General features: G+C 71.7%; 12 protein-coding genes and 1 pseudogene. 8 read left to right on the top strand and 5 right to left on the bottom strand.

What is annotated here, in order from left to right; translation table 11 throughout:
* Nucleotides 1-1,035 (bottom strand): LacI family DNA-binding transcriptional regulator, encoded by a 1,035-nt coding sequence (locus tag ABZ848_RS12060; protein WP_360829356.1) that lies wholly within the window; start codon nt 1,033-1,035, stop codon nt 1-3.
* Between the two features lie 202 nt (nt 1,036-1,237).
* Here ABZ848_RS12060 and ABZ848_RS12055 point away from each other — a divergent pair, with 202 nt between their 5' ends.
* The 7 genes and pseudogenes from ABZ848_RS12055 to ABZ848_RS12025 all read left to right on the top strand — a co-directional run bounded on the left by ABZ848_RS12055 (nt 1,238) and on the right by ABZ848_RS12025 (nt 8,291).
* Nucleotides 1,238-2,008: an SDR family NAD(P)-dependent oxidoreductase gene (locus ABZ848_RS12055; protein WP_360829353.1), complete on the top strand. Its 771-nt coding sequence runs from the start codon at nt 1,238-1,240 to the stop codon at nt 2,006-2,008.
* Between the two features lie 92 nt (nt 2,009-2,100).
* On the top strand, nt 2,101-4,122 hold the full coding sequence (locus ABZ848_RS12050; protein ID WP_360829350.1) for a non-reducing end alpha-L-arabinofuranosidase family hydrolase: 2,022 nt from the start codon (nt 2,101-2,103) through the stop codon (nt 4,120-4,122).
* A 162-nt stretch (nt 4,123-4,284) separates the two neighbouring features.
* Nucleotides 4,285-4,542: pseudogene (locus tag ABZ848_RS12045) on the top strand (TetR/AcrR family transcriptional regulator); the annotation flags it as partial.
* A gap of 26 nt (nt 4,543-4,568) precedes the next feature.
* Nucleotides 4,569-5,612 carry an NUDIX domain-containing protein gene (locus ABZ848_RS12040; RefSeq protein WP_360829347.1) on the top strand — a complete coding sequence of 348 codons (1,044 nt, stop codon included), beginning with the start codon at nt 4,569-4,571 and terminating at the stop codon, nt 5,610-5,612.
* A gap of 119 nt (nt 5,613-5,731) precedes the next feature.
* Nucleotides 5,732-7,108, top strand: a complete 1,377-nt coding sequence (locus ABZ848_RS12035; protein ID WP_360829344.1) for an MBL fold metallo-hydrolase — start codon at nt 5,732-5,734, stop codon at nt 7,106-7,108.
* A 71-nt stretch (nt 7,109-7,179) separates the two neighbouring features.
* Complete coding sequence (locus tag ABZ848_RS12030; protein WP_360829341.1) at nt 7,180-7,551, top strand: rhodanese-like domain-containing protein; 372 nt, start codon at nt 7,180-7,182, stop codon at nt 7,549-7,551.
* Nucleotides 7,548-8,291: a sulfite exporter TauE/SafE family protein gene (locus ABZ848_RS12025; RefSeq protein ID WP_360829339.1), complete on the top strand. Its 744-nt coding sequence runs from the start codon at nt 7,548-7,550 to the stop codon at nt 8,289-8,291. Before ABZ848_RS12030 ends, ABZ848_RS12025 begins: the two co-directional genes overlap by 4 nt.
* 18 nt (nt 8,292-8,309) lie before the next feature.
* Here the strand turns inward: ABZ848_RS12025 and ABZ848_RS12020 are convergent, their stop codons facing one another.
* The gene (locus ABZ848_RS12020) at nt 8,310-8,588 is read right to left on the bottom strand and encodes a metal-sensitive transcriptional regulator (protein WP_242777045.1); all 279 of its coding nucleotides are present in this window, start codon (nt 8,586-8,588) and stop codon (nt 8,310-8,312) included.
* Nucleotides 8,589-8,660: 72 nt separating this feature from the next.
* Between ABZ848_RS12020 and ABZ848_RS12015 the strand changes: the two genes are divergently transcribed.
* A complete protein-coding gene (locus tag ABZ848_RS12015) occupies nt 8,661-9,236 on the top strand; it encodes a rhodanese-like domain-containing protein (RefSeq protein ID WP_360829335.1) in 576 nt (191 codons plus the stop codon).
* A 9-nt stretch (nt 9,237-9,245) separates the two neighbouring features.
* Here the strand turns inward: ABZ848_RS12015 and ABZ848_RS12010 are convergent, their stop codons facing one another.
* From ABZ848_RS12010 to ABZ848_RS12000, 3 genes are read right to left on the bottom strand one after another with little or no spacing between them, the layout of a single operon-like run.
* The gene (locus ABZ848_RS12010; RefSeq protein ID WP_360829332.1) at nt 9,246-10,247 is read right to left on the bottom strand and encodes a VOC family protein; all 1,002 of its coding nucleotides are present in this window, start codon (nt 10,245-10,247) and stop codon (nt 9,246-9,248) included.
* A complete protein-coding gene (locus ABZ848_RS12005) occupies nt 10,244-11,107 on the bottom strand; it encodes an alpha/beta fold hydrolase (protein ID WP_360829329.1) in 864 nt (287 codons plus the stop codon). The genes ABZ848_RS12010 and ABZ848_RS12005 overlap by 4 nt, the downstream gene beginning before the upstream one ends.
* Nucleotides 11,104-12,681, bottom strand: coding sequence for a bifunctional 3-(3-hydroxy-phenyl)propionate/3-hydroxycinnamic acid hydroxylase (locus ABZ848_RS12000; RefSeq protein ID WP_360829326.1), 1,578 nt, complete (start codon nt 12,679-12,681; stop codon nt 11,104-11,106). The genes ABZ848_RS12005 and ABZ848_RS12000 overlap by 4 nt, the downstream gene beginning before the upstream one ends.
* Nucleotides 12,682-12,725: the final 44 nt, after the last annotated feature.

The following is a 12,725-nucleotide window of genomic DNA, read 5'->3' as shown; positions in this document are numbered from 1 at the left end:
CTAGCGGGTCGGCGGAGGGGCCGTGGAGGCGCGTACGACGAGGTCGACCGGTGGGTCGCCGGCCGGCGCCGGTTCCGCGTCGGGCTTCTCGATGGCCTGCACGAGCAGCCGCAGGCCCTCCCGTGCCACCGCGTCGAACGGCTGGCGCACCGTGGTCAGCGGAGGCGTGACATAGGCGGAGACGGGGATGTCGTCGAAGCCGACGACACTCACGTCCCGCGGCACCCGCAGGCCGGCGTCCGTCAGCCCGCGGATCAGGCCGATGGCCATGTCGTCGTTGGCGGCGAACACCGCGGTGACCTCACCGGCGGCGAGCTCCCGGCCCGCCGCGTAGCCGGACGCCGCGGACCAGTCGCCCTCGATGACGGGCGGCTGCCGCCGGTCGCGGGCCGCCAGTGCCGAGCGCCAGCCGGCCAGCCGGTCCCGGGCGGCGAACCACCGTTGCGGACCGGCGAGGTGATGGACCGTCACATGGCCGAGGTCCAGCAGGTGTTCGGTGGCGGCCCGGGCCAGTGACTCGGCGCCGACGCCCGCGGCCACCACCCGGGAGGCACCGAAGTCCGCGGGCGCGCCGAGCACCAGGACCGGTACGTGCACGCTGAGCGAGACCGTTCCCTCGTCGATCGGTTCGGAGACGATGATGCCGTCGACACCCTGGTCGAGGAGCGACTCGACGGCCCCAACGATGCCTCCGGGTTCGCCCTCCACGGTGTTGACCACGCGCAGCGCGTAGCCCGCGTCCCGGGTGGCCCGCTCGATGCCGATGAGCAGCGAGGCGGGTCCGTACAGGGCGGTGCCGAGGGTGACGACGCCGATGGAGCGGGTGCGTCCCGAGGCGAGGGCGCGGGCCGCGTTGTTCAGGCGGTAGCCGAGTTCCTCGGCGGCCCCGAGCACGCGCCGGCGGACGTCCTCCGACACGTACCGCTCGCCGTTGAAGACCCGGGAGACCGTCTTCTGCGAGACGCCGGCCAGCCGGGCCACGTCCACGGCGCGCGGCGCGGCCGCACCACCGCCCTGCAGTCCGACTCGCGTCATCTCTGGTCTCCCGATGTCCGGCGGCTCACATCCCAGCCAGCCACGGCGAGCGCTCCAGGGGTGCCGACCCGCGTATGACTGCGCTGTCATGTCTGCGCAGTCACATGTCTACGCAGTCATACAGGGGGTGTCAATACTTCGCACGACGCCGGCTCGCGGAGCAGCGGACCACCGGCGCCTGAGTGCCCTTACAGTGATCGTCATGGCAAGCATCACCGGTCGTACGGTCCTGATCGTCGGCGCGTCCTCGGGCATCGGCGCGGAGGTGGCGCGTCTGCTCGCCGCGGGCGGCAACCGGCTCGTCATCACCGCCCGGCGCGCTCCCGAACTGGCCGCCGTGGCCAAGGAGATCCGGTCCGGCGGCGGGAGCTGCCTGGACATCGCCGCCGACGCCCTCGACCCGGAGGCCGCCGCCCGGGTCGTGGCGGCCGCCGTCGCCGAGTACGGCTCCGTCGACATCGCGCTGCTGAACGCGGGCCAGGGCCCCGACATGTCGATGGACCAGGTGGGCGTCCCGGACGTGGCCCGCATCATGGCGCTCAACTACGACGTGGTCGTCAACTACCTCGTCCCACTGATCCAGCAGATGACCACCCAGCCGGAGGGCGGACTCATCGCCCACACCAACTCGCTCGCGGGGCTGATGGGCATCCCCCGCCAGGGCCCGTACTCCGCGGCGAAGGCGGCGGTCCGTACGCTCCTCGACGCCGCCCGCGTCGAACTGGCGCCCAGGGGCATCCGGTTCACCTCGATCCACCCGGGCTTCGTCGCCACCGAGCGCATCAGCGACGACGGCCTGCCCAAGCCGTTCCAGATCAGCCAGGAGCGTGCAGCCCGGCACGTCGTACGCGCCCTGGAGAAGGAACCGGCCAACGCGTACTTCCCCTGGCAGACGGCGGCCCTGGTCCGCACCCTGCGCACCCTGCCCACGCCGCTGGCCGCGCGCGTACTGCGAAAACTGGCCTCCCGCTAGCGGGTGGTGCGCGAGGTATTGACGGTTCCTGTGGGGCTCCTATCATCCTCCAATACCGCTTGTGGGAGCGCTCCCACCGCCTGAGGAGGATCATGAGACTGCTCCGCCGCACACGAGGCCACCGGGCCTCCGCCTCCGCGTTAGGCCTCGTCGCCGTCACCGCGCTGCTCGCCGCCGGGACCGCGGCCGCCGCACCCGACGGCGCCGCCGTCAAGGCGACCACGCTCGGCGCTCAAGCCGCCCAGTCCGGACGGTACTTCGGGACCGCCGTGGCCTCGGGCAAGCTCGGGGACGGGACGTACGCGACGATCCTGGACCGCGAGTTCAACATGGTCACGCCCGAGAACGAGATGAAGTGGGACACGACCGAACGCACCCGAGGCTCCTTCGACTTCGCCCCCGCCGACCAGATCGTCGCCCACGCCTCCGCCCACGGCCAGCGCATCCGCGGCCACACGCTCGTCTGGCACTCCCAACTGCCCAGCTGGGTCGGTTCGATCACCGACGCGAACACCCTGCGCAGTGTGATGAACAATCACATCACCACGGAGATGGCTCACTTCAAGGGCAAGGTCTACGCCTGGGACGTCGTCAACGAGGCCTTCGCCGACGGCAGCAGCGGCACCCACCGCTCCTCCGTGTTCCAGAACCTCCTCGGCGACGGCTTCATCGAGCAGGCCTTCCGCACCGCCCGCTCGGCCGACCCCGCGGCCAAGCTCTGCTACAACGACTACAACATCGAGGACTGGAACGCCGCGAAGACCCAGGGCGTCTACCGCATGGTCCGCGACTTCAAGTCCCGCGGTGTGCCCATCGACTGCGTCGGCTTCCAGGCCCACTTCGGCACCGGCGGTCCCCCGGCGAGCTTCCAGACCACGCTGTCGAACTTCGCGGCGCTCGGCGTCGACGTACAGATCACCGAGCTGGACATCGCGCAGGCGCCGACGACGGCGTACGCCAACACGATCCGGGCCTGCTGGAACGTAGCCCGCTGCAACGGCGTCACGGTCTGGGGCATCCGGGACAGCGACTCCTGGCGCAGCGGTGAGAACCCGCTCCTGTTCGACCGCAACGGCGCCAAGAAGGCGGCGTACAACTCGGTCCTGACGACCATGGGTGGTACGCCGACCGCCACCACGGAGTCCGTCAACGCGGCCGCGCTGCCCGGGAGTTACAGCTGGAGCTCCAGCGGGGTGCTGATGTCGCCGAAGCCCGACTCGACGCACGGCATCGCGGGGCTCAAGGACCCGTCGGTCGTGTACTACAACGGGAAGTACCACGTGTTCGCCAGTGCCGCGAGCGCCTCGGGGTACGGGCTGGTGTATCTCAGTTTCACGGACTGGTCGCAGGCGGGCTCGGCCACCCACTACTACCTCGACCGCACGCCGATCGGCAGTGGCTATCGGGCGGCACCCCAGGTCTTCTACTTCGCGCCGCAGAAGCTCTGGTATCTCGTCTACCAGACCGGCAACGCCTCGTACTCGACCAACGCCGACATCTCCAACCCGAACGGCTGGAGCGCGCCGCGCAACTTCTACGCCGCGATGCCGGACGTCATCAAGCAGAACATCGGCAACGGCTACTGGGTCGACATGTGGGTGATCTGCGACTCGGCCAACTGCTATCTGTTCTCGTCCGACGACAACGGCCACCTGTACCGCTCGCAGACGACCTTGGCGAGCTTCCCGAACGGGTTCACCAACACGGTCATCGCGGCCCAGGACTCCAACAGATACGCGCTGTTCGAGGCCAGCAACGTCTACAAGGTGCAGGGCGGCAACCAGTACCTGCTGCTGGTCGAGGCGATCGGCTCGGACGGGCGGCGCTACTTCCGTTCCTGGACGTCGAGCAGCCTCGCCGGCTCATGGACCGCGCTGGCCGCGACGGAGTCCAACCCGTTCGCGCGGGCGAGCAACGTGACCTTCCCCGGGGGCAGTTGGACGAAGGACATCAGCCATGGCGAGATGGTCCGCGCGGGCTACGACCAGACGCTGACGATCCCGTCCTGCCGCCTCCAGTACCTGTACCAGGGCAAGGACCCGAACGCGACCGGCGACTACAACACCCTCCCGTGGCGCCTCGGCCTGCTCACCCAGACCAACTCGGCCTGCTGATCACGCGTACCTCAGCTTGTCAGGAGGAGGCCGGGCGGAACTGCTCGCTCGGCCTGCCGGATCTCGATCTCGGCGACCTTGAATAGCGTGGACGCTGTGACCAGGGCGAACACCGAGCGCAAGAAGCGGGCGAACGGTTTACGAGGGCACGTCGATCGCCGCACGCCCCTGGAGCGGGCCACCGCCATGGCGGCCAACGTGGCCCGGTCACTCGTCGAAGCACCCGACTTCCTGCGCCTGGGACTGATGCTCGCCCTGGAGCGACGACCCGTCGAACCCCGCGGACGCACCGTCTTCCTCCAGGTCCGCGAGATCTCCAGCCGACGCATCGCCGAGGTCATCGCGGAGCTGTTCCCCGACCTCGACGAGACCGCCGTACACACCCTCACCACCTACGCCGTCGCAGGCGGCGAGGGTGTGACCACGTAACGGGGTATGCCCTTCGAGTGGGATACACCGAGCGTGACGAGTGGGACGCGCACTACGCGGGCGGCAAGGGCTTCAGCGGACTCCGCGACAGCGAGCGGGAGTTGCTCGCCGCGCTCGCTCCGGCCCCCGACGGCGGAGTGGCCCTGGACGTCGGCTGCGGGCTGGGCGAGCTCGCCCGCCATCTCGCCGCGAGCGGCTACCGCGTGGACGCCGTCGACTTCGCGCCCGCGGCACTCGCCCGCGCCGAAGCGGAAGGGGAGGCGGACGCGTCGCTGACGTACCGGCGGTTCGACATCGAGCAGGACGATCTCGCCGAACTTCCGCACCCCGCCTACGACTTGATCACCTTCCGCCTCGCCTGGGCCTTCGTCCGCGACCGCGCCCGCGTGCTGAACCGGCTACGCGAACGGCTACGACCCGGGGGCGCCCTGTGTGTCATCACCCCCGTCGCCGAGGGCGTGTCGGAGGGCAAGCGGGACATCGCCCTCGACGAGGCCGAGCTGGCCGTGCTGTGCGCGGGGTGGGCGGTCGTCGAGCGGCACGACGCCGACGGGCTTGCCTTCGTTCTGCTGCGCGAGCCCGTCCCTGCCGAGGTCGGGTGCGCCGGCAAGGGCCGGCCCTCGCCGCACGCGCTGACCGGTGCGGGCGTCGTCGTCTCCGATCCGGCCGGGCGGATCCTGCTGGGCTGGTCGGCGCACGGGGTGTGGGAGCTGCCGGGCGGCAAGAACGACCCGGACGAGGACTTCGTCGACGCGGCCGTGCGTGAGCTGGAGGAGGAGACGGGGCTGAAGGCCGACCGGGGCGAGGCGCGGCTGCTGGCCCTGCTGATGGACTCCGTGCGGGGCATGCCGCGGCTGACCGCCGCCGTCCACGTCACCGCGTACAGCGGGGAGCCGGTCGTCGCCGAGCCGCATCTGGTCCACCGCTGGGAGTGGCACGAGGTCGCCGACCTGCCGCTTCTCGCCCAGCCGCTCTTCACCCCGAGCGCTCACGTCATCGACGTCGTGCACCCCGGCGTGCTGACCGGTCTGCCGCCGGTCCATCGGTATCCGATCGCCTGACCCACCCGACCGGGCCTCCTTGAGCGGTCGATCACACCCCTGAAAATACCCCCCTGGGTATCTGTTACCGTGAAGGAGCAGATACCCCCGGGGGTAATTTCCCGCGAAGGAGAGTAGCCGTGTTCTTTGTCGAGGTGCTGGAGACCCAGGGGCTGGGCAACCGCAGCTACCTGGCGGGAGGTGGCCTGAGTGCCGTGGTGGTGGATCCGCCGCGGGACGTCGACCGGGTGCTCGCCGCGGCGGCCCGGCGCGGGGTGCGGATCGTGGCCGTCGCCGAGACGCACGTGCACAACGACTACGTGACCGGCGGCCTGGAACTGGCCCGGCTGACCGGGGCGCGCTACCTGGTGCCGGCCGGCGCCGAGGTGGCGTACGAGCGGGTCGCGGTGGCCGACGGGGACGTGGAGCCGCTCGACGAGGAGCTGACGCTGCGGGCGGTGGCCACCCCGGGTCACACCCCGCACCACACCTCGTACGTGCTGGAGGAGGCTGGGCGGGCGGTGGCCGCGTTCACGGGTGGTTCGCTGCTGATCGGCGGTGTGGGACGGCCCGACCTCGTCGAGCCGCGGCTGACCGAGCGGCTGGCCCGCGCCCAGCACGCCTCCGTGCACCGGCTCGCGGCGGAGCTGGACGACGAGGTGACCGTGCTGCCGACGCACGGCTTCGGCAGCTTCTGCTCCTCGAACCGGGCGGGCGGCGCGCAGAGCACGATGGGCGACGAGAAGGCCTCGAACCCGGTGCTGCTGCAGGATGCCGACACCTTCGTCAAGGAGCTGCTGGCCGGGCTCGACGACGTGCCCGCCTATTACGCGCACATGGGGCCGGCCAACGCGGCCGGTCCTGCGCCGGTGGACCTGACCGCGCCACGGCGCGCGGACGCCGCTGAACTCGCGCGGCGGCTCGCGGCCGGTGAGTGGGTGGTGGACCTGCGCAGCCGGGTGGCCTTCGCGGACGGGCATCTGGCCGGGGCGTTCAACTTCGAGGTCGACGGGCAGCTCGCGACCTATCTGGCCTGGATGATCCCGTGGGGCAGGCCGGTGACGCTGCTCGCGGAGAGCGCCGGGCAAGTCGCGCGGGCGCAGCGGGAGTTGGCGCGGGTGGGCGTCGACCGGCCGGCCGCGGCGGCCGTGGGGTCGCCGGAGAACTGGGTCGCCGGGGACGCTCGTCCCGTGTCCTTGCGGCGTGCCGTCTTCGCCGATCTGGCCGAGGCCCGGCGGCAGGGGCAGGAGCCGGTGGTGGTGGATGTGCGCCGGGACAGTGAGCGTGCGGACGGCTGGATCGAGGGCAGTGTGCACATTCCGGTGCACGAGATCCACCGGCGGCTGGACGAGGTGCCGCCGGGCACGGTGTGGGTGCACTGCGCGGGCGGGATGCGGGCCGCCATCGCCGCGTCGGTGCTCGATGCCGCCGAGCGTGAGGTCGTCGCCGTCGACGACGGTTACGCCGCCGCGGCCGAGGCCGGCCTCTCCCTCGTCTCCCCCGCCCGCTCCAACTGACCGCGCCACAGCGCCGGTTCGGACCGTTCGACGGTTCGGGTGACCGGCGCGGACCCGAGGAAGACCCCCCGATGCACTTCCCCCGACGCGGCCCCGACCGCATCACCGTGACCCGGGCCCACCGCCTGCTCCAGGACGGCACGGCCGTACTGATCGACGTCCGAGAGGCGGACGAGTTCAGGGCGGGCCATGCGCCCGGCGCGCTGCACCTGCCGCTGTCCCGGTGGGGAGACGGTACGGCGGACTCCCCCGTTCCGCCTCCGGATCCGTCCGCTGCCCACCTCGTCCTCATCTGCCGTTCCGGCAACCGCTCGCGGCAGGCCGCCGAGGTGCTCGCCGCGCAGGGGATCGCCGCCGTGGACGTGGTCGGCGGGATGCGGGACTGGGCCGCAGAAGGGCTTCCCGTCCAGGACGCGCGCGGTGCCGACGGGGTCGTCATATGACCGTGTTCGTCCTGGCCCTCCTCGCGGGCGCCCTGGTCGGGCTGGCGCTGGGGGCCCTCGGGGCCGGTGGCAGCATCCTGACCGTCCCGGCGCTCGTCTATCTGCTCGGCTTCAGCGCTGCCGAGGCCACCACCACGAGCCTGGTCATAGTGATCGTCACATCGCTCACCGCACTGGTGGCGCATGCCCGGACGGGTGCGGTGCGCTGGCGGGCCGGGCTGCTGTTCGCGGCGGCCGGTCTGGTGCCCGCGGCAGTGGCGGGTGCGCTGTCCGCACACATCCCCGGGACCGTGCTGACCCTGGCCTTCGCGGCACTCGCGGTGACGGCGGCCGGGAAGATGCTGCGCCGCCGTACGCCCCACCGCGGAGGGCGGGTGTCGGGCGTCCGGGCCGCCGGTGCGGGCGCCGGGCTGGGCACGGTCACCGGGTTCCTCGGGGTCGGCGGCGGCTTTCTCGCCGTACCGGCGCTGGTGACGGTGCTGGCCGTGCCGATGAGCGCGGCGGTGGGCACGAGTCTGCTGGTCATCGTGGCCAACGCGCTCGTCGCGCTCGCGGCCCGCGCCCACACCGCCGTACAACTCGACTGGGCGCCGATCATGCCCTTCCTCGCGACCGCGGTCCTGGGGGCGTGGGACGGACGGCGGCTGGCCGCGAAGGTCTCGGCGGCCGTGTTGCAGCGCGTGTTCGGCTGCGTGCTGCTGGCGGTCGCTCTGGCCATGGCCGTGTCGGTCGCTCTGTGAACCGGGCGCCCTCGGCGCTCAGGCCAGCGACAGGAAGAGCTTCTCCAGGCGGGCCCGCATCTGCGCGGAGTCCCGCACCTCCGGGTCCTCGCTGGTCATGCACTGTTCCAGGCCGGTCGCGATGATCGAGAACCCGGCCCGGTCCAGGGCCCGGGACACCGCCGCGAGCTGAGTGATCACGTCCTCGCAGTCACGCCCCTCCTCGATCATCCGGATGACACCCGCGAGCTGGCCCTGGGCCCGCCGCAGCCGGTTGAGCGCCGACTTCAGCTCCTCGGCCGACATGTCGAGTTGCACACTTCCTCCTCGTATATACCCCCATGGGTATCTTACCCGCTCGGGGAACACCCCAGAGAAAGGTTCTGTTCCGTGCCCACCTCCCCCACCTCGTTCACCCCCGGCCAGGCCGCCGCCCGCTTCGGCGAGTTCACCGTCGTCGACGTACGCACTCCCGGTGAGTACGCCGGCGGCCATCTCCCCGGCGCCCACAACATCCCGCTGGACCGCATCGCCGAGGCCGCGGACGCGCTCAGGACGGTCGCCGCCCGTGGCCCGCTGCTGATCGTCTGCGCCTCCGGGGCGCGCTCGGCCAAGGGCTGCGCCCAGCTGGCGGCGCTCGGGACAGCGGCGGCCACTCTGGAGGGCGGCACCGCCGCCTGGACCGCGGCCGGGCATCCGGTCGAGCGGGCCCTCGGCGCCCGTACGCCCTGGCCCCTGGACCGCCAAATCCGGCTCGCCGCCGGGTCGTTGGTCGTCGCCGGCTTCGGGGCGGGCCTGGCCTGGGCGCCCGCCCACTGGTTGTCGGGGCTGGTAGGCGCGGGGCTGGTCTTCTCCGGCGTCACCAACACGTGCGGGATGGCGGCCCTGTTGGCCCGGCTGCCGTACAACCGGCCGAGCAGGGACGCGGTGCCGTTCGAGGAGACGCTGCTGCGGCTGACGGCCTGACCACCGCTGTCAGTCGTCCGGGACGCCCGTGCCGCTCAGGGCCGGCACGGTGTCCTCCCGGCGGGTCAGGGAGCGGGCGGCCAGGCGGAACTGGTCGAGTCTGTCGACGATGGTCTGCCCGACCGGGGTGTGGCCCCAGACGCTGATGCCCTGGTGGGTCGTGGGCCGCCAGGTGGACTCGTCGATGACCACCGGGTTCCAGCCGACCTCCCACTCGAAGCCGGAGGGGGTGCGGGCGTAGTAGGAGAGCTCCTTGTCGTTGGTGTGTTGACCGACGGACAGGGCCATCTCGAAGCCGAGTTCGTGCACGCGCTGGTAGCTGCGGGCCACGTCGTCGAGGCTTGCGGCCTGGATGTTGAGGTGCTGGACGCGGGTGCGGACCGGGTTGATGGGCAGGCCACGGACGGCGGCGACGGCGATGGAGTGGTGGCGTTCGTTGACTCGCAGGAAGCGGATCTTCAGCTTGACGCCGCTGATCGTCTCGTCGATGTAGTCGGTGAGGCGGGCGTCGAAGACGGTGTCGAAGTAGCCGCGCAGCTGGGTCGGCCTGGCGGACGTGATCGCTATGTGGCCCATGCCCGAGGCGCCGGTGACCCAGCCCGAGGCGAGCATGCGCAGAGGGTCGGAGGATGTGAGGGGCGTGGTGTAGATCTCCTGGGCGATGCCCTTGGGGCCCGGGAAGCGGAGGAGGCGTTCGACTCCGCGCAGCGCCGCCTCCTCGGCGGAGCCCTGGACGGCGGGGACGCCGTGGGACCGCAGGCGCGCCTCGATCTCCTCGAAGGCGGTGTGGTCGTCGACGTGCCAGCCGGTGGCGACGACGTCCTCGGCCGGGCCGCGGCGCAGCAGGAAGCGGCACTGCTGGTCGTCGAGACGGAAGCGCATCAGGTCGCGGGAGACCGGGTCGTGGTGCATGCCGATGGCGTCGGTGCCGAAGCGGCGCCAGTCGGTGAGGCGTTCGGTCTCGATGACGACGTAACCGAGGTGGACGCGGCCGAAGACGGAGGTCGTCATCGGCGGGCCGCCAGGAAGTCGGCGCACAGGCGGTTGAAGAGTGCGGCGCGTTCGAACTGGACCCAGTGGCCGGTGTTGGCGACCAGATAGAGGTCGCAGTCGGGCAGGCGCTCGGCGAGCATGGCGCCGCCGGACGGCCGGTTGACCTTGTCCGCCGCGCCCCACAGCACCAGGGTCGGCACGGGCAGACGGCTGAGGCGGGGGTCCCGGGTGAAGTCCATCTTCCAGAGGGCGCGTAGGGACTTCGGACGCCTCAGCGGCGGGGCCGCGACGACTTCCGGGTCGATGCTGTCCCGGTAGCGGGCGTCGATCACGCTGTCCGGCACGTCGGCGGCGTTGAAGACCAGGTGGGTGCGGATGAACCTCTCCAGCTTCAGCCGCGAAGGCCCGTCCCCCGAGTAGTAGTTGAGGAGACTGTTGAGGCCAGGGGTCGGCAGGGCGCGGGTGGTGCCGATGCCGCCGGGGCCCATCAGGACCATGCGGTCGACGCGGTCCGGGGTGTCCAGGGCGAGCCGCAACGCGCAGGCGCCGCCGTAGGAGTTGCCGACGAGGTGGGCCCGGTCCAGGCCGAGCCGGTCCATCGACCCCCGTATGCCGTCGGCGAGATGACCGAAGGGGTCGGCGCCGTCGACGCCTTTAGAGCTGCGCCCGTAGCCCGGCAGGTCGGGCACGACGACCCGGTACTGCTTGGCCAACTCGGCGATGTTCCGGCTGTAGTTGGAGACCCCGGAGGCACCCGGGCCGCCGCCGTGCAGCAGCAGCACGGGCGGGCCCTCTCCCGTCTCCGCGACGAAGATCTTCTTGCCGTCGACGTCGAGGAGGAACTCCTGCATCTTCGGGATGTCGGTGTGCGGAGTCATCGGGTCCTCACTGGGATCGGGCGGGGCGTGGAGGTGAAACCGGCCGGGGGCGGCGGGAGTTGGGCGCCCGTGGGTGCGGCGGCGTAGACGTACGCGTCGGGGCGCAGGGCGAGGGTGGCCGCGCGGTGTCTGTGCATCCACGGCAGCAGGACGCCGTCGCTGTCGACGAGCGTGCCCTCGGCGGGGCGTGAGCCCGCGGGCGTGACGGTGATCGAGGGAACGTCCCACGAGGGCTGGGGCGTTGCGGTGCGTGCGTGCAGCAGCAGCCAGCGCCCGGCGAGCGCGTCGTCCAGCCGCACCCGCCCGCCGTCGGGGCCGGTCACCCACGGCTGCGGGATCTGGTGCCCGCTCGCCTTGGTGCGCGGGCGGGCCTGGAGGCCTTCGGCGTAATGGGCGACGGGTATCCAGTTGGAGTCCTGCAACCAGTTGCTCAGGCCCGGCACCCGGTTCAGCAACGGCAGTACGGAGTCGCGGACCCGTGTCACCGCCCGCCGCCGCTCGGTGATGATCCGGCCGACGAACACCGCCCGCCTGGTCACTTCCCTGACGTGCGGCTTGCGTTCGGCCTCGTACGAGTCGAGCACCGACTCGGGCAGCTCACCGCGCAGCACCGCGTCCAGCTTCCAGCACAGGTTCGCCGCGTCCCGCACGCCGGCCGCCATGCCCTGCCCGATCCAGGGTGGCATCGCATGGGCGGCGTCGCCCGCGAGGAAGACCCGGCCGACGCGGAAGCGGGCGGCGAAGCGGACGTGGTGGCTGTAGACGGTGGCGCGCAGGATCCTGATCTGGTCCCGGCCGATCCCGTACCGGGCCACCATCGAGCGGACCGCCTCGTCGGTGGTCAGATCGGTCTCGTCGTCGCCCGGCAGGATCGGGAACTCCCAGCGGTGGTGGCCGAGCGGGGTCGGACAGTCGACCGCCGGGCGCGCCGGGTCACAGCGGAAGCGGAGCCGGTCGTGGTCGGGCCACGGCTTGAGCATCTCGGTGTCGATGACCACCCAGCGGTCCTCGTACGTCCGCCCTTCGTAGCCGACGTTCAGCTGGGCGCGGGTCAGGCTGGAGCCGCCGTCCGCCGCGATCACGTACTTCGCGCGCAGCCGTCGTACGGAATCGTCCGCGCCCACCACGGTCAGCTCGACGCCGTCCGCGTCCTGCCGCAGCCGCAGGCACTCGTGCCGCAGCAGGACCTCGACGTTCGGGAAGCGGCCGACGCCGTCGCGCAGGACCTGCTCCAGGGCCGGCTGGTAGATGAACATCTGCGGCGGATGGCCGTGGCCGCGCGGGGTGGGACGCGCGCTGATGAAGGTCCGGCCGCGGGCGTCGACGAAGTCCAGCGGGCGCTCGGCGAGCATGTCCTGTTTCAGCCGGTCGGCGAGGCCGGTGCGCTGCCAGATCCGCATGACCTCCTCGTCGGTGGAGATCGCCCGGGCCCGGGAGAAGACCTCGGCGTCGCGCTCCAGCACGACCGTCCTGAGGCCCATGCCGCCCAGCAGGTTCGCAGCGGTCACGCCCGTGGGGCCGTACCCGATCACCGCCACGTCGTAGGTATCGCTATCGGCTCTGATTGCGCCCACCGGGCCACCTCCCGCATTGCTGTAGTGTTTACTCCAATTGGAAC

The organism is Streptomyces sp. NPDC047081 (assembly GCF_040643775.1).
Classification (GTDB): Bacteria; Actinomycetota; Actinomycetes; order Streptomycetales; family Streptomycetaceae; genus Streptomyces.
Note: the sequence above shows the minus strand (reverse complement) of the source record. Positions and strands in the feature narration are given on the sequence as shown.